The following is a 16420-nucleotide window of genomic DNA, read 5'->3' on the forward strand; positions in this document are numbered from 1 at the left end:
TGGCCAGGGCCTCGCCTTCGACGTCTTCCGAGATGATGAGCAGCGGCTTCGAGGTCTGCACGACGGCTTCGAGAACCGGCAGCATGGCCTGGAGGTTGGAGAGCTTCTTCTCGTGCAGGAGGATGTAGACGTCCTCGAGCTCGGCAACCATCTTGTCGGCGTTGGTGACGAAGTAGGGGCTGAGGTAGCCGCGATCGAACTGCATGCCTTCGACGACTTCGAGTTCGGTCTCGGCGGTCTTGGCTTCCTCAACCGTGATGACGCCTTCGTTGCCGACCTTCTGCATCGCTTCCGCGATCATCTTGCCGACCGACTCGTCGCCATTGGCCGAGATCGTGCCGACCTGGGCAACTTCCTCGGAGGTCTTGATCTTCTTGGCAGCCTTGCCGAGCGCCGCGACGACTTCGGTCACGGCCAGGTCGATGCCGCGCTTCAGGTCCATCGGGTTCATGCCGGCGGCAACGGCCTTGTGGCCTTCCTGGACGATCGACTGCGCCAGAACGGTCGCGGTCGTGGTGCCATCGCCGGCGATGTCGTTGGTCTTCGAAGCAACTTCGCGGACCATCTGCGCGCCCATGTTCTCGAACTTGTCTTCAAGCTCGATTTCCTTGGCGACGGTGACGCCGTCCTTGGTGATGCGCGGCGCGCCGAACGACTTGTCGATGACGACGTTGCGGCCCTTGGGGCCGAGCGTGACCTTCACCGCGTCGGCGAGGATGTTGACGCCGCGCAGCATGCGCTCGCGGGCATCACGGGAAAATTTTACGTCTTTGGCAGCCATTTTTAGCTCCTGGCAGGGGCTTTGATTGAGCCCGGGAATTCAGTTGATGAAAAGGCCTGATATCAGCCGATGATGCCCATGATGTCGGATTCCTTCATGATCAGAAGGTCTTCGCCATTGAGCTTGACTTCGGTGCCCGACCACTTGCCGAACAGGATGCGGTCGCCAGTCTTGACGTCCAGCGGGACCAGCTTGCCAGCTTCGTCACGAGCGCCGGAGCCGACAGCGATGATCTCGCCTTCCTGCGGCTTTTCCTTTGCCGTGTCGGGGATGATGATCCCGCCAGCGGTCTTGGATTCGGATTCGACCCGGCGAACGACCACGCGGTCATGAAGCGGGCGGAACTTCGACTTTGCCATTTTTTCTTCCTCGATGAGAACGGTGAGAAACAGTTCCTCCGTCCGGCGGCGCCGGACATATGAGTTAGCACTCACCAATGGCGAGTGCTAACGTGGCGCTGAAATAGGCTGGCGGCTCGCCGGAGTCAAGGCGGTCGGAGCGCCACTTGGCACCTCGATGACGAACTTATCGGGGCTTGGCCGAACCGAACACCAGAAGCGGGCAACGCTCCGCCAGGGGATAGCTGCCGCTCGGCACGACGCGCACGTCGTCGAACCAGTTGCTCGCTTCCTCGATCAGCATTGCCAGCGTCGCGAAGCTGTAGCTTATGTCCGAGCCCGCATAGACGTCTATCGTGTTGATCGACACCATGGTCCAACCCGTCCTCGCGGCAAGAGCTTCGCGGTTGGGGAACAGGCTGTCGAAGGTGTCGCGGATCGTTCGCACCTTGATTGCGAAATCGCGGTCGTCGGTCGTGCACGCCATCGCGATCCGCCATTTGAGCGCGTGGAAATTCTCGACCCCGCCGGCCAGAACCAGAGCTTCGATGCCGCGCGGATCATCCGCCGTTTCCGGCCGAGCAAAAACGCGGATCGCCGCACGCCTGCCAGGCTTCAGCACCCTCGCGATTTCGCCAAACAGCGAACCGCGCGCGGCTTTGGAATCGACCGCCGACAGGCATCCGTCGCCGATGACGGCGTCGAAACTTGCCCGATCCACTGGCAGGTCAAGCCAGTTGCCGGCTATCGCCTTTCGCGATCCGTCGTCGCCGGCCCATACGCCGGAAATCATGGTGGCCGATTGATCGACCGCCAACATCGATCTGCCCAGGATTGCCAGTTCCGGCGTCACTCCAAGGAGCAGGACGTCGGCATTTTTCAGATCGAGTTCGCGATCGAATATGCCGATGGTTTCCGCTGTTGGCCGGAGCGGCGCATCCAGAAGTTTCCAATGGCGGTGATAATTGTCCCAGTGATTTGTCATGCAATTTATTGGGCCATGGACGTCTAGATTTAGATACCCATCGGGGCTTAATAGAGGTTGTTGTATAAGCCAAGAGGTCGATGATTGGCGCGTATTCTCGTGGTCACCCATGAGCATGACCGATTCCTGGGCAGGCGCGACATCCTGCTGCGCAGGAGCAGCCCATACATGCTTTTCGACATTCTCGCCGAATTGAAAAGGCGCGGCCATTCGGTTCGGGTTCAGCAAGGTCTGTCGACGCCATTCAGCGCCGATATAGCGGTGTTGCATGTCGACGCCACGGTGACGCCCACGGACTATGTCGACTATGCATCAAGTTTTGCATTCTGCCTCAATATCGGGGCGGTCGACATATCCAAGCGTCGGATCAGCGGTGCATTGGTCGACAGAGCTGACAGCTGGCAAGGTCAGGTGATCGTCAAAAGCAATCTCAACAATCAGGGTATTCCGGAGACGTTCCTCAATCGGCAATCGCAACGCGCGGGCAAGCCTCAGCTATTTCCGGACATGCCTGTTCAGGAACCTTACGCGATCCATGAGTCGATCGGCGATATTCCACAAAGTAGCTTTGACCGCGCCGATCTGGTCGTGGAAAAGTTCATTCCGGAAAGAGAGCGCGATGGCTTCGCGGCGCGCTTCTGGGTGTTCTGCGGAGACCGCGAGCGCTGCACGCGTTATGTATCGCCCAAGCCGTTGATCAAGGCATCCGAAACGATCCGACGTGAGCCTGTTCCGGTCCCCGATGAACTGCGTTCGTTGCGGCGCGCGCTCGGCTTCGATTATGGAAAATTCGATTTTGTGGTGCATGACGGCAGGGCGGTGCTGCTGGATGCGAACAAGACCCCCGGCCGTCCCAGCAATTTGAGGAGGATGTTCGCGGCAGGCGCTTCCGATCTGGCCGATGGGTTTGAGAGCCTGATCCGCGGTGTGCGATAGATCAATGATGGGTGTTCTACAAAAACAACCGCAGCTGCGTGTGAATGATCGAACGATAATCTTCGATCGTGCGGCGGCTTTCCGCTTCGCCCTCGGCAAGCGCCAGGCGCACGACACCGCCGGCGAGCTGGAAGATCAGGATGACCATGCGTTCGAACTGCTCGCGCTTCCCGGGCTCGAGCAGGGTGATGACATGGTCGCAGAACATCCTGGCTTGATGTCGGGTTTCGGCGATGTCGAGATTCTTGAGCGCCTTGTCGGCCTGGATGGCGTTCTGCAGATCCTGGATGGCCGGATCGCCGGCGACGCGGCTGAGATAATCGTCAAGCAGCCGGTCGGCGGCCACGATCACGTCCTTCGCCTCGCGGACGTCGGCGATGATCGCCGTCAGCCGGGCACGGCTGACCTCTGAAAACCGCTCGTAGAGCATCGCCAGGATCGCCGATTTGTTGGGAAAGTAATGGTAGACGGTGGCGATCGGCCCGCCCGCCAGCATGCCGACTTCCTTCATGGTGACGGCGTCGATGCCCTTCTCGCCGATCAGCCGCATGGTCGTCGACAGGATCGCGTCGATGCGCTCGCGGCTGCGTTCCTGCTTGGGCCTGCGCCGGGGCTCGGTGGCTGTTCTGTTCACTTCCGTCATGCACCGATCTTTCGCACGGGTTTTTCAAAATCCGGTTGACAAGAAATATGATCAAGTATCAGTTTCTAGAAATGCTGACAGGTTGTCAGTTTTTTTGCCGCGCGGCAAGGACGTTGGGAGGCGCCTTTGGCTTCGACAAATACCGGGCACTCGGGCAATGGCGACTGGCTGGTCGGCAATCCGACCGGCGCACAGCTTGCCTCGGCACTGTGGATCGGTTCGGTCGGCCTGCTCATCCTCGGGCTGCAGCCCGTGTTGCTCGGCGCGCTCTACACCGAGGGCCATGTCAGCGGCGATGAACTGGCGCTGGTCGCGACCGCCGAGATGATCGCCATTGCCATCGGTTCGGCTGTCGTGGCGATGCTGCTTTCGGCCCACAACATGCGCCGGAAAAGTGCCGTCCTTTTGCTGCTGCTAGGGCTCGCCAATGTGTGGACGGCCTATGCCGCAACCGCCAACACGCTGATCGGGGCCCGCGCCCTGGCCGGTCTTGCCGAGGGCGGTCTGGTGGCGGTCGCAACGGAGTTGATCGCCCGGTCGCGGCGCGCCGAGCGCATCGGCGGCTATTTCGTCACCATGCAGACACTGGCGCAATGCGCGCTTGCCCTGTTGCTGGCGCTTTATGTCATCCCGGCAGCCGGATCGGCGGGCGGCTTCATCGTTCTTGCCGTCGTCTGCATCGCGTCGCTGGCGGTCGCCTTCACCGTCCCCGGGGACTACGCCGATCTGCCGAAGGAAGAGAATCTCGCCAATGTGCTGACGATTCCTTCGCTCACCGCGCTGCTGTCGGTGTTCTGCTACTTCATGTTCTTCGGTGCGGTCTGGGCCTTCCTGGAACCGCTTGGAGCGCAATATGGCATCGATGGCCGCACCGTCGGCCTGATCGTCTCCGCCAGCCTCGCGGCGCAGGCCCTGGGTGCGATGACGGCAACCGTCTTCGAGGCGCGCATCGATTATCGGCTTGCCATCACGACGATCGGGGTCGTGGCGCTTGTCAGCTCGCTGGTTCTCGCCAGCGGACCTGGTCTCACCACATTCTGGATCGCCGCCCTGGTCATGGGCTTCATCCTCTTGTTCATCGTGCCCTATCAGATCCGGCTGGCGATCACCGCCGACGAGACGCGCACCGCCGTGCTCTTAGTGCCGGCAGCCCAGCTGTTCGGCCTGGCGATAGGGCCGATCGCCGCGTCGCTGCTGATCGACGGCAAGGATTTCCGGCCGGTGCCGGAATTCGCCGCCGCCAGTGCTGTGGCCAGCGTGGTGCTGCTCGGTCTGTTTATCCTCGTGACGCGGCGCCGCCGCGCCGTTGCCTGAGCGGGGAGCGCCATGTCGAACAGATGGAGCAACTGGTCGGGCATTGTCACCGCCGAACCGCGGTTGATCGCCAGTCCCGCCGATGCCGGCGAACTGGGCGATCTGGTGCGCACAGCGCCGGGTCCGATCCGCGTCGTCGGTGCCGGTCATTCCTTCACCCCGCTGGTGAAATCCAAGGGCACCATCCTGTCCTTGGAGAAATTGGAAGGGCTGGTCTCGCACGACGCCGAGAAACATCAGGCGCGGGTGCGGGCAGGGACCCGGCTCGGGCCGCTGATGCACATGCTGCAAGGCATCGGCCAGGGCCTGCCCAATATGGGCGACATCGACCGCCAGGCGATCGGCGGCGCGCTGGGCACGGCCACCCATGGCTCGGGACCGACGCTCGGTGCCTATCACACGCAGCTGGAGACGGTGCGGATTGTCGACGGGCTGGGCAAGCTGCGCGACTTCAAGCGGGCAGGGGACCAGGAGATGATCCATGCCATCGGCGTCGCGCTCGGCGCCTTCGGCGTGATGACCGAAGTAACGTTGAACAACATCCCGACCTACCGGCTGCGCCGCCGCAAATGGGTGCTGCCGATCACTGAGATGCTGCGCGAGTTCGAGACGATGATGGCCGCCCATCGCTCGGCCGAATTCTACTATATTCCGTTTTCCGGTTACGCGCAGTTCATCGCCAGCGATCTCAGCGACGCGGCACCGACCCCGCGACCGCCGGAAGCGGATGAGGCCGGGTTGAGGACGCTGCGCCGGCTGCGCGCCGCGCTCGCCAGGCTGCCGTCGCTGCGCGGCCGCCTGATCCGTTCGGCGGTCGCCAAATTCCCGGCCGAGGACTACGTGCAGGACTGGCTCAACGTCTATGCCAGCGACCGGCAGACCAAATTCAACGAGATGGAATATCATCTGCCGTTCGAGGAGGGGCCGAAGGCGCTGGCCGAAATCATTGAGCTGACCGAGAAGCACTTTCCCGAGGTCTATTTTCCGATGGAGGTGCGCACCGTTGCGCCCGACGAATTCTGGCTGTCGCCATTCTACAGGAGGCCGACCTGCTCGATCGCCATCCACCATGACGCGGCGAACGATCCGCTGCCGTTCATGCGGGCGGCCGAGCCGATCTTCCGCAAATACGGTGGCAGGCCGCATTGGGGCAAGATGCACAGCCTGAAGGCGGCGGACCTGAAAAAGCTCTACCCGCGCTGGGACGACGCCATGGCGGTGCGACGCGACATCGATCCGCAAAACCGCTTCCTCTCGTCCTACATGGCCGGCCTGTTCGGCATCGAACCCAGTCCTTTTGACAACGAACGATGAGCGCCTATTTTTCCGCCCTGTCGGACGCATTGAAGACCGCTGGCATCCTGCAGCCCTGTCTGGTGCTGGATATCGACCGGCTGGACCGCAACATCGCCCTGGTAAAGGGGAGGCTGGATCCCGGCCTTGCCGTGCGGCTGGTCGACAAGTCGCTCGCCTGCCTGCCTCTGCTTGCCCATATCGGCAAGGCGCTCGGCGCCAATCACGTCATGTCCTTCCATCCGCCGGTCAGCGAGGCGGTGCTGAAGGCGTTTCCAGATGCCGATCTGCTGTACGGCAAGCCGATGCCGGTCGGCGCGGCAAGGGCGGCGCTGGTGAAAGCCGACGCCGACTACTGGTCGCGTGTCTGCTGGCTGATCGATACGCAGGAGCGGCTGGCGGAATATGGCGCACTCGCGACCGAGTTGGGCATCGAGCTGCGCATCGCTTTCGAGATCGACGTCGGACTGCATCGCGGCGGGTTTGCGAGCCCGGAGTCCTTGTCGAAGGCGTTGAGCGCGCTGCCGTCCCGGCTGTGTTGCGAAGGCGTCATGGCCTATGAGGCGCATGCGCCGCACATTCCGGGCCTGTTCGGCGGGCCGGTGAAAGCGTTGGCAAAGGCGTCGGCGCAGGCCACGGCGTTCGTCGCTTGCCTCGGCGCGGACCAGCGCCGCATCTTGAACATCGGCGGCAGCAAGACCGCACTGCTCCATCATGGCGGCGTGGCCAACGAAGTGTCGATGGGCTCGGCCTTCGTGCTGCCCAGCGATTTCGATACGCCCGGCCTCGAAGGCTTCCTGCCGGCTGCCTTTATCGCGACACCGATGCTGAAAGTGGTCGAGCCGATGCTGCCCGGCCCGCCTGCCGTCACTCGCCTGCTGCAGGCACTCGGCCGGTTTCCGCGCAAGGGCTGCTACCTCTATGGCGGCAAGTGGATGGCCGAGCCGGTGTTCCCCGAAGGCATGCGGACGAACGGCCTGCTCGGCCTGTCCTCCAACCAGCAATTCATGGGCTTGCCGGCCGATGCGACCGCAAGGCCAGGCGACCATGCCTTTCTGCGCCCGACGCAGAGCGAGGCCGTGCTGCAGCAATTCGGATCGATCGCGGTGTTTTCCGGCGGCAGGATCGCCGATCGCTGGCCGGCGCTGCCGATGGGGTGATCGCCTGCGCTTTCACCCCCAAACCGCCATTGCCGCCGCGTGGATCGAATTCGGGGCCGTAGCGTTCGAATTCCGGCGCGGTGCTCTTGCTGGCCAGCCATCTCATGGCCCGAACGCTGCCGCCGCCGCGGGAACTGCCGATCGGCATCAGCTCGGTCGGTGCGTTCTTCGTCGTCACCAGGCTCATCCGCAACCTGCTCTGAGCGTAGCGGACAAGAGGCCGCCGGAGTAGAGTTTCCAAACAGGCTCTCAGACCGTCCAGAAATAGCGCACGATGTGAAAGAAGACTGGCGCGGCGAAGACCAGGCTGTCGGTGCGGTCCATCATGCCGCCATGGCCCTCGATCAGATGGCCCCAGTCCTTGACGCCCTGGTCGCGCTTGATGGCCGAGGCGACCAGCCCGCCCAGAAATCCCATCGAGCAGGCGACGAAGGCCACGGCCGCCGCCTGCAGCGGCGAGAAGGGCGTCACGAACGACAACAGCGCGCCGAGCAGGCTCGCCGACACCAGTCCGCCGATCAGGCCTTCCCAGGTTTTCGACGGCGAGACATTCGGCGAAAAACGGTGTTTTCCAAACAGCTTGCCGAAGATGTATTGCAGCACGTCGCTGCCTTGCACGACGATGATCAGGAAGGCGATCAGCAGCAGGGTGCGGCCTTCGAAGCGCGGCACGTCGAGTGTCAGCAGCGCTGGAACATGGCTGACGCAATAGACCGAAATCATCACCGCCCATTGCTGCGCGGCGATCCGCTCGAGGAAGCGTTCGGTGTCGCCATGCAGCGCCGTGATGGCCGGCATCAACAGGAAGCAATAGACCGGAATGAAGATGACGAAGAGCCCGTACCAGGCGGTCCACACCAGCCAGTATTGAAACGGTATGATGATGCCGAACATGCCAAGCAGCACCCAGTGGTCGCTGCGGCGGGTGTGCGTCAGCGTCACGAATTCGCGCAGCGCGGCGAAGGAAATCAGCGCGAACAGGATGGTCATGCCGTAGCGGCCGAAGAAGAAGGCGACCGTCATCATCGCCACCATCACCCACCAGGCGTTGATGCGCTGGGTGAGATTGACCAGGGTCGAGCTTAGCGGCTTCGGCGCCCGCGCCGAAAGTATGGCGGCGACGATGCTGGCGGTGGTCAAAACCGCCAGCAGGCCGATGATCAGGATGGAGATCTCGTGGCGCATCAATCGTCTCGCTCGGGACGCGGGTTGAGCGCCAGAAGCGTGGCGTGGGCACGCTCGAGAAAGGCGCGGCGCTCTTCGCCAGGCGTCACGGCGACCGGTGCGCCGAAGACGACGCGGCACAGCAGCGGCACCGGCAGGAACTGTCCCTTGGGCAGCACGCGCGACATGTTCTCGATCCAGCACGGGATCAGCTCGACCTGCGGCCGCGCCATCGACAGATTGTAGAGCCCGGAGCGGAAGGCCAGCAGCGGCTCCTCGGTCATGTTGCGGGTGCCCTCGGGAAAAAGGATCAGCGAGTGGCCCTGGTCGAGAACCGACAGCATGATCTCGATCGGATTTTCCTCAGGCTTGGTCCATTGCCGGTTGATCAGCACCGACGACAGCATGTCCTCGGCAATGAAGCGGCGCAGCCGCGACTTTCCCCAGTATTCGCCGGCAGCGACCGCGCGGGTGATCGCGCGCTCCTTTTCGCTGAGGCAGGCCGACAGCAGGATGAAGTCGCCATGGCTGGTGTGATTGGCGAAATAGATGCGCTGCCGGTCGGACGGCAGGCTGCCGCTCCATATCGGACGCACGCCGGTCACCATCCAGGCCAGCGCCGAGAGGCCGACGGAGGTTACCGTCTGCAGCAAGGTGAAGGTTTTCAGCGAAAGCTTGTTCATCGCGGCGCCCAAAACCCCGCCGCCAGAAGTGCTACGGCAAACAGGGCCAGGGCCGCACGCTGCTTGAACAGCAAGCGGCTTGTGCCGGCCATGCGGTCTTCGAGCGAGCGCGTCGTGGACGGCGCCGGTTTCAGGCGCATGCGCGCCAGCATGTCGTCCACCGCGGCGCCGCCGGAAACCTCGTCGTCGTGGCTCGCCATCAGCCGGAAGAGCAGCGCGTCGAACACCAGCAGCGCCGACAGCGCCAGCACGGCGACAGTGCTCGCGGCGGTGATCGACAGGGCGATCGCCGCAGGCAAGGTCTCGAAGGCTCCGCGTGCCGACGCGGCCAGGGGCCCAAGGATATTTGCAGCCACCACGAGTGCGGCCGGCCATGCGGCCTGCTGCATCAGCATGCGGGCGAAGCGGTCGGCGCGTTCCTGGTAAGCATTGCCGGTCATGACGCTGCCCGCTCCGTGGCATCGGCAAGATGAACCGGGCGGCCGGCTGCTATCAGCATCTCGCGGGCAAGCGTCGGCGTCTTGGCTCTGCCGGTCGCCACCAGCCGGCCGCACGAACGTCGCCGTCAGCGGAAACAGGATGAAGCAGGCAACGGCGACGATCTGCGCGGTGAGATAGCGCCCGGCCAGACGGTCGACCCCTTGCCTGTTGTCGTTGAGCAGCAGCGACAGGCCGTAGAACAGGTTGATCGACCAATAGGGCACGATGGTCCAGGCGAGGAACGGGATGCTGTGTTCCCAGGAGAATACGATGCTGCCGACCTCGTCGCGCCGCGACGCCAGCCAGTTGGCGAAGCCGTAGCTGAGGTAGAAGAACGGCGCCAGGAAGGCCAGCCAGAGGGCTGCCCTGACGACCACCCGTCCATAGGGCTCGTCGCGTGCGGTGGATGCAAGCGATGACACCATGCTGTTCAGCGGCGCCGCGCGACCGAGACGGTGAATATGCCCCATTGGTCGATGCGCTGGTCGAGCTTTTCGAAACCAGCGGCTTCGACGAGCTGGTCCATCTCGCCTTGCGTGCGCCGGCGCATCACCCAGGCCTCGCCGCCGCGATGCGAGGTCAGGCTGCGGGCGATCATCTCAAGCTGCGGATGCCAGGGCTGGTTGGTGTAGAGCAACAGGCTGCCCTGCTGCATGGCGCTGGCCAATCCGCCGAGCGAGCGGGCGATCATCGCATTGTCGGAGAACAGCTCGTAGAGGCCGGAGACGATGGCGAGATCGGGCGCCGGATCGATCGAGCCGAGCATATCGGCATCGAAGGCGTCCGCACGCTGGAACGAGACATCAGCCGGCAATTGCCGTTCGGCGATCAACTTGCGGCCAAGCTGCACGTTGAGGTCGGAATAATCCTGCAGGCGCACGCTCGCCGGCTGGTCGGGGCTCTTGACGATGGCATCGAGAACATAGCGGCCGTGGCCGGCGGCGATGTCGAGAATGTGCGCCGGGCGGCCTGCGGCCTTGAGCGTCGTCAGGCAAGAGCCGATCAGTTCCTCGAGATGCAGCTTGCGCTGGCGGATGCCGCGCCAGCCTATGGCCTCCAGGAAGATGCGGTCGATGACACGGCCAAGGGGTGTGAGACCCCGCGCGTCGTTCTCATAGACGTAATCCAGCGTCGAGCCGGAATCGAAGCCGGTGGCGATGCCGGTCTTCATACCCTGGGAGACCCAGGCGCCCATGCGGATGGAGGCACGGCTGAATGCCCAGTAGAGGCCTTTGGGCGACAACAGATCGAGCGGCGAGGCAAGCCTGTCGGCCTCGTCGCGGGTGTGGCCGGCAATATCCGCCTGCTTCAGGTCGACTGGAGCGTCCGGCGTGGCGAACTGCCTGGCCAGGAACGGCCGGATCAGGTCGAGGGCCCGCGCCCGGTCGCGCTCGCCCAGCGTGTCGTGGAAGAAGCCCGGCAACACATGGCGTTCCTTGGCGCGGCTGCCGAGATTGACGAAGAAATCGTGCTGCGGCCCGTGGCGCACCACCCAGTCGCTGCCCGAAAGCAGAAGCTGCGTCGGCACGGTGATGGCGCGGGCGTCAGCCACGATGCGTGCCGCGTGCTGGTAGAGTTCGACCAGGATATTGGAGGCGATCGGCCGTGTGATCAGCGGATCGCTCTCGAAGGAGGCGATGCGCACGAGATCATGGGTCAAGAATTTCGCCTTGACGTAGGAATTGACGAAGAAGCGGCCCTTGATCTTCTGCCAGAACGCAATGCCTTCCCTGGCGAAGGGCACGTAGAGTTTTACCGAGAAGGCCGGTGAGGCCAGCACCATGGCGCGCAGCTTCGGGGCATAATCATGCACCCAGGCTGCGGCGAGCACGGCGCCGAAGGATTGCGCGATCAGCGCGATATCCCGCGTGGCGAAGCCATCCCTGGCGGCGATCTCGCCCATGAAACAGTCGATGTCGCGCACCAGGGCCGAGAAGGAAGGGGCATAGCCGCGCTCGCCGGACGAGCGGCCATTGCCGCGGGCATCCCACGCATAGAAGGCGTGGTCCGGCATCCGCAATTCATCGACGAGATGGGCCATGCGGCCGCCATGTTCGTGGCCGCGATGGAAGAGCACCACCGCGCCCTCGGCATCCGCGGAAGCCGCCGGCCAGAACCGGTAGAAGATCTCCGTCCCGTCATGGCTGCGAAAGACCCGCTCCTGCGCTTGCCGTTCAAGGCTTTGCTTGGTCGCGGCGGCGATCGGTTCGTGCATCATGGTCTTTCCCTCTGACGGCATGGCGAGCCCCGATGCTCAGCTGGCGCTGCCAATAAGGCCGGCGCGTATCCGGTTTATGGCGGTCAGCAGCGAAAGCGTTGCCATGGCCGGAAACACAAATGGCGCGATGGATGCCGGCCAGAACCCGGCGGCGCACAGCACGGCGACCACGCCGAGCGCCATTGCCCTGTCGCTCTTGCCGAACGGCCCGGCATAGTTTCGCCCGACCTTGGCGGCGATGCCGAGCACGCCGGCGAACTCGGTCAGCACGGCCGATATCGCGAAGGCGATGACCGCCCATGGGGCAAACTGCGGAAAGGAGGCAAAAGGGAGTATAAGCGCGAGGTCCGAAACGACGTCGCAAAACTCGTTCAGATACATGCCGAGCGTCGAGGCCTGTCCGTGTTCCCGCGCCAGCATGCCATCCACGGCATTCAGCGCCATGCGCACGAACATCACCGCGGGGACAAGCAGTAGCAGCCAGCGCCATTCATGCAGAACCGCGATGGCCGCTCCTGCCGCCATCGACATCAACGCCGCCAGGATGGTTATGCTGTTTGCAGTGACCCCGATTGCCGCCAGCCGATTGACCAGCGGCCGCAGCCTTCCCTGGAAAGCCGGCTTGAGAGCGTAAAGCGTCGGCATTTTCGTGATCCCCCGATCCTGACCAACGGCTGTACATCAATATGTCAGACACGACCAGCATGACGTGGCGGAGCGGCTATGCCGACTGGCATGGCGACCAGGCGCTCACCAATCGCTAACCATGACTGCATCGCATGGCTGTCATACCCATTTGCCGGCTTTTGGTGCAACGCCGCATCTTGAATAGTAAGCACGCTTATTATATATCCCGCTCATGGTTTCCGATGGCATCGACAGATTGGGCTTCTTGATCCACGACGTGCAGCGCCTTATGCGCAAGCGCTTCGAGGCGAGGGCCAGTGGCTTGGGGCTTTCTTCGGCGCAATGGCGGCTTCTGGTCCGCGTTGCCAAGGAAGACGGCGTCGCGCAGGCGCGGCTGGCCGAACTTCTCGAAATCGAGCCGATCAGCGTTTCTCGCCTGGTCGATCGCATGGAGGAGGGCGGCTGGATCGAGCGTCGTCCCGACGCCACCGATCGCCGGGTGCGCATGATCTTCCTGACGCCCAAGGCGAGCGAAGCCTACGCCGTGATCAAGAGCATTGCCGGGGAAGTCTACGAGGAATCACTGGTCGGCGTGAAGCCGGAAGCCCGCCGTGTCCTCATCGAGGGGCTTGAAGCGATGGTCCGGAACCTGACCGACGACGAGACGCCGTCCATTGAAAAAGTAAAGACAGAAGGCGCAGCAGCATGAACGCGGTAGCCAAGATAGACGAGAAAGTGACCGAGCTGGAAATGGAAGCGCCGGAGAAGCCGGCCGCGGCCCCGGTGACGGTTGCTCCCCCGGTGCAGCCAGCCCTGACCCCTGTGAAGAAGAAGCGTCGGCTGGGTCGCTTTCTGCTGATGGTCGCACTGCCTGCCGCACTGGCTGCCGGCGGCGGCTATGTCTGGGTCACCGGCGGCCGCTACCAGGAGACGGAGAACGCCAATCTGCAGCAGGCCAAGGTCTCGATCGCTTCCGACACGGCCGGGCGTATCGTTCAGGTCGACATCGCCGACAACCAGCTGATCAAGCAGGGCGACGTGCTGTTTGCCATCGACCCCGAGCCATACCGGATTGCGCTGGCCCAGGCCGACGCGGCGGTTGCGGGAGCGCGTCTCAATGTCGAGCAGCTGCGCGCGGCTTATGGCCAGTCGATGGCTCAGCAAAAATCCGACACCAGTCAGGTCGCCTTCGCCCAGTCGCAGTTCGACCGCGCCGCCGACCTTGCCCAGAAGGGCATCAACGCCAAGTCGTCACTGGACGAGGCCAAGAACGATCTCGACAAGGCCAAGCAGCAATTGGCCGTTGCCGAGCAAGGCATCATCAGCGCCAAGGCAGCGCTTGGCGGCAATCCCGACATCGAGACCGACAAGCACCCGACCGTGATGGCCGCGCTCGCCGCGCGCGACAAGGCGGCCTACGACCTGGCGCGGACCACGGTCAAGGCGCCGGCCGACGGCGTCGTCAGCCAGGCTTCCTCATTCAAGGTCGGCCAGTATGTCGGTTCCGGCACGCCGCTGTTCTCGCTGGTCGAGACCGGCGACACCTGGATCGCCGCCAATTTCAAGGAAACGCAGCTCACCCACATGAAGCCCGGGCAGAAGGCTGATATCGTGGTCGACACCTATCCGGGGCGCACCTTCGAAGCGACGGTCAAGGCGATCGGCGCCGGCACGGGAGCGGAATTCTCGCTCCTGCCGGCCCAGAATGCCACCGGCAACTGGGTCAAGGTCACGCAGCGCATTCCGGTGCGTCTCGAATTGACCGATGCCGACGCCAAGATGGCGTTGCGCACCGGCATGAGCGCCACCGTTACTGTAGACACCGGTGTGGCGCGCGGCCTGCCGTCGATCTTCGGCCACGCCACGGCTGGCGAGACCGCGCAGTAAAGTCAGCGGAATCCCGCGGGTGGAAGCGAGTAGCAGGATTGGTCTGATGGAGGAGTGGGAAGGATCAGCGTCTGGGCGAAGCCGCCGCGCGGCTTGACCGGAATCTGAAATCTTTGGCACGGACCCGTCGGTCCTCATGTTTCCGGGCGGCAGGCATCCGCTCATCAGAGACTTTCGGTCGATGTAACCCCCACATCGATAATCGCGTCCCACCGCGATGAAGGTCTCTCAACGGAAGGCTTTGCCGCCCGGAAACCCGTTGTACACGTTTTTGTTACCTGCTGGAAGTTTCACGTCATGAGCACGCCCGAACCCTTCAAAGAATTGCCGCATCGCGGCCTGATCACGGTCGCGCTCATGCTGGCGACGGTCATGCAGGCGCTCGATACGACGATCGCCAACGTCGCGCTGCCGACCATGACGGGCGATCTCGGCGCCTCGCCGGACAACATCAACTGGGTGCTGACCTCCTACATCGTCGCCGCCGCCATCATGACGCCGGTGACCGGCTGGCTGGCCGATCGCTTCGGCCGCAAGGAACTGTTCCTAGGGGCGGTTGTCGGCTTCACCGCGTTCTCGATGCTGTGCGGTATCGCCTGGAGCCTGGAGAGCATAGTGTTCTTCCGGCTGATGCAGGGCGTGTTCGGCGCCGCCATCGTGCCACTGTCGCAAACCTTCCTGCTCGACATCAACCCCAGGGAACGCCACGGCCAGGCAATGGCCATCTGGGGCGCCGGCATCATGCTGGGGCCAATCCTGGGCCCGACGCTCGGCGGCTGGCTGACCGAGAATTTCAACTGGCGCTGGGTGTTCTTCATCAATTTGCCGGTCGGCATCATCGCCTTCCTCGGCATGGCCGCCTATCTGCCGGCGGTTGCCCGGCGGGTGCGCAGCTTCGATTTCTTCGGCTTCGCCATGTTATCGCTCGGTGTCGGTGCGCTGCAGCTGCTGCTCGACCGCGGCGGCGAGGTCGACTGGTTTTCTTCGGTCGAGATCTGGATCGAGCTTGCTCTTTCGATCACCGGATTCTGGGTGTTCATCATCCACACGCTGACGGCGGAACGTCCTTTCATCGACCCGAAGATCTTCCTTGACCGCAATTTCGTGACCGGGCTGGCATTCATCTTCGTCATGGGCGTGCTGATCCTGGCCTCGATGTCGCTGCTGCCGCCGATGCTGTCGACCATCTTCGGCTATCCAACCGTCACCATCGGTGTCGTCTTGGGGCCGCGCGGTGTCGGCACGATGATTTCGATGCTTGTCGTCGGGCGGCTCATGAGCAGGATCGACGCCAGGATTCTTGTCGTCATCGGCTTTCTGCTGACAGCGCAGTCGCTCTACACCATGTCCACCTTCACGCCGCAGATGGACAATTGGCTGATCCTCAGCTCCGGCGTCATCCAGGGCCTGGGCATGGGCATGGTGTTCGTGCCACTGTCGACGGTCGCCTTCGCCACGCTGGATGTGCGCTTCCGCACCGACGCCACGGCTCTGTTCAGCCTGGTGCGTAACCTTGGCTCGTCCATTGGCGTGTCGGTCGTAACCGTTCTGATGGTGCGCAACACGCAGGTCAATCATTCCGAGCTTTCGGCCTTCATCAATCCGTTCAACCCAAATCTGTGGGCGGTCTCCCCGGCGGCCGCAAGCGGCGATCCGATGGCGCTGTCGCAAGTCGACCGCATGGTCAATCTCCAGGCGATGATGGTCTCCTACGTCAATGACTTCAAAATACTCATGGTAATGACGCTGCTTGCCATCCCGTTTGTTTTCCTGCTTCGCAAGCCAAAGCAGGCGCCTGCCGCTGGCGCACCAGCCGCGCACATGGACTAGCCCGGATATCTCACACTGTCTTTTGGCGTAGGTCTGAAGCGGGGATTTTGCGAGCGCGTGAGTTGCAGGCAAGGGCTGTCG

Annotated in this window: 15 protein-coding genes and 2 pseudogenes; 8 read left to right on the forward strand and 9 right to left on the reverse strand. The window is 63.2% G+C overall.

Annotated features, from left to right (window positions below; genetic code table 11):
- The 3 genes from groEL to NKH03_RS31700 form a co-directional block, all read right to left on the reverse strand.
- Positions 1-781: chaperonin GroEL (gene groEL / locus NKH03_RS31690; RefSeq protein WP_352972812.1), on the reverse strand; the 781-nt coding region annotated here is incomplete at its 3' end.
- Positions 782-843: 62 nt separating this feature from the next.
- Positions 844-1140 carry a co-chaperone GroES gene (groES, locus tag NKH03_RS31695; RefSeq protein ID WP_031261112.1) on the reverse strand — a complete coding sequence of 99 codons (297 nt, stop codon included), beginning with the start codon at positions 1138-1140 and terminating at the stop codon, positions 844-846.
- Positions 1141-1306: 166 nt separating this feature from the next.
- Complete coding sequence (locus NKH03_RS31700) at positions 1307-2104, reverse strand: class I SAM-dependent methyltransferase (RefSeq protein ID WP_352882977.1); 798 nt, start codon at positions 2102-2104, stop codon at positions 1307-1309.
- A gap of 84 nt (positions 2105-2188) precedes the next feature.
- On the opposite strand from NKH03_RS31700, the gene NKH03_RS31705 reads away from it, so the two are divergent.
- On the forward strand, positions 2189-3040 hold the full coding sequence (locus NKH03_RS31705) for an ATP-grasp domain-containing protein (protein WP_352972813.1): 852 nt from the start codon (positions 2189-2191) through the stop codon (positions 3038-3040).
- A gap of 16 nt (positions 3041-3056) precedes the next feature.
- Here NKH03_RS31705 and NKH03_RS31710 read toward each other — a convergent pair whose 3' ends face one another.
- Entirely contained in the window at positions 3057-3683 is a 627-nt protein-coding gene (locus NKH03_RS31710; protein ID WP_352869407.1) for a TetR/AcrR family transcriptional regulator, read from the reverse strand.
- 126 nt (positions 3684-3809) lie between these two features.
- Between NKH03_RS31710 and NKH03_RS31715 the strand changes: the two genes are divergently transcribed.
- From NKH03_RS31715 to NKH03_RS31730, 4 genes and pseudogenes are all read left to right on the forward strand, one after another.
- Positions 3810-4997, forward strand: coding sequence for an MFS transporter (locus tag NKH03_RS31715; protein ID WP_352972814.1), 1188 nt, complete (start codon positions 3810-3812; stop codon positions 4995-4997).
- A 12-nt stretch (positions 4998-5009) separates the two neighbouring features.
- Complete coding sequence (locus NKH03_RS31720; RefSeq protein WP_352972815.1) at positions 5010-6311, forward strand: D-arabinono-1,4-lactone oxidase; 1302 nt, start codon at positions 5010-5012, stop codon at positions 6309-6311.
- Entirely contained in the window at positions 6308-7450 is a 1143-nt protein-coding gene (locus NKH03_RS31725) for a DSD1 family PLP-dependent enzyme (protein ID WP_352972816.1), read from the forward strand. The genes NKH03_RS31720 and NKH03_RS31725 overlap by 4 nt, the downstream gene beginning before the upstream one ends.
- A 74-nt stretch (positions 7451-7524) precedes the next feature.
- Positions 7525-7653: pseudogene (locus NKH03_RS31730) on the forward strand (iron ABC transporter permease); the annotation flags it as partial.
- A gap of 46 nt (positions 7654-7699) precedes the next feature.
- On the opposite strand, the gene NKH03_RS31735 reads toward NKH03_RS31730, so the two are convergent.
- The 5 genes and pseudogenes from NKH03_RS31735 to NKH03_RS31755 form a co-directional block, all read right to left on the reverse strand.
- A complete protein-coding gene (locus tag NKH03_RS31735) occupies positions 7700-8635 on the reverse strand; it encodes a phosphatidate cytidylyltransferase (protein WP_352882982.1) in 936 nt (311 codons plus the stop codon).
- Positions 8635-9297 (reverse strand): lysophospholipid acyltransferase family protein, encoded by a 663-nt coding sequence (locus tag NKH03_RS31740; protein WP_352972817.1) that lies wholly within the window; start codon positions 9295-9297, stop codon positions 8635-8637. Before NKH03_RS31740 ends, NKH03_RS31735 begins: the two co-directional genes overlap by 1 nt.
- A gap of 542 nt (positions 9298-9839) precedes the next feature.
- A pseudogene (locus tag NKH03_RS31745) lies at positions 9840-10202 on the reverse strand (serine/threonine protein phosphatase); the annotation flags it as partial.
- 5 nt (positions 10203-10207) lie between these two features.
- Positions 10208-11992: a bifunctional alpha/beta hydrolase/class I SAM-dependent methyltransferase gene (locus tag NKH03_RS31750; RefSeq protein WP_502913577.1), complete on the reverse strand. Its 1785-nt coding sequence runs from the start codon at positions 11990-11992 to the stop codon at positions 10208-10210.
- A 39-nt stretch (positions 11993-12031) separates the two neighbouring features.
- Entirely contained in the window at positions 12032-12640 is a 609-nt protein-coding gene (locus tag NKH03_RS31755) for a CDP-alcohol phosphatidyltransferase family protein (RefSeq protein WP_352972819.1), read from the reverse strand.
- Between the two features lie 214 nt (positions 12641-12854).
- On the opposite strand from NKH03_RS31755, the gene NKH03_RS31760 reads away from it, so the two are divergent.
- The 3 genes from NKH03_RS31760 (at position 12855) to NKH03_RS31770 (ending at position 16339) form a co-directional block, all read left to right on the forward strand.
- Complete coding sequence (locus NKH03_RS31760; protein ID WP_352869425.1) at positions 12855-13331, forward strand: MarR family winged helix-turn-helix transcriptional regulator; 477 nt, start codon at positions 12855-12857, stop codon at positions 13329-13331.
- On the forward strand, positions 13328-14509 hold the full coding sequence (locus NKH03_RS31765; RefSeq protein ID WP_352972820.1) for an HlyD family secretion protein: 1182 nt from the start codon (positions 13328-13330) through the stop codon (positions 14507-14509). Before NKH03_RS31760 ends, NKH03_RS31765 begins: the two co-directional genes overlap by 4 nt.
- A gap of 297 nt (positions 14510-14806) precedes the next feature.
- Positions 14807-16339, forward strand: a complete 1533-nt coding sequence (locus NKH03_RS31770; RefSeq protein WP_352972821.1) for a DHA2 family efflux MFS transporter permease subunit — start codon at positions 14807-14809, stop codon at positions 16337-16339.
- The last annotated feature ends 81 nt before the right edge of the window (positions 16340-16420 follow it).

It is taken from the genome of Mesorhizobium sp. M1406, assembly GCF_040317555.1.
GTDB lineage: Bacteria > Pseudomonadota > Alphaproteobacteria > Rhizobiales > Rhizobiaceae > Mesorhizobium.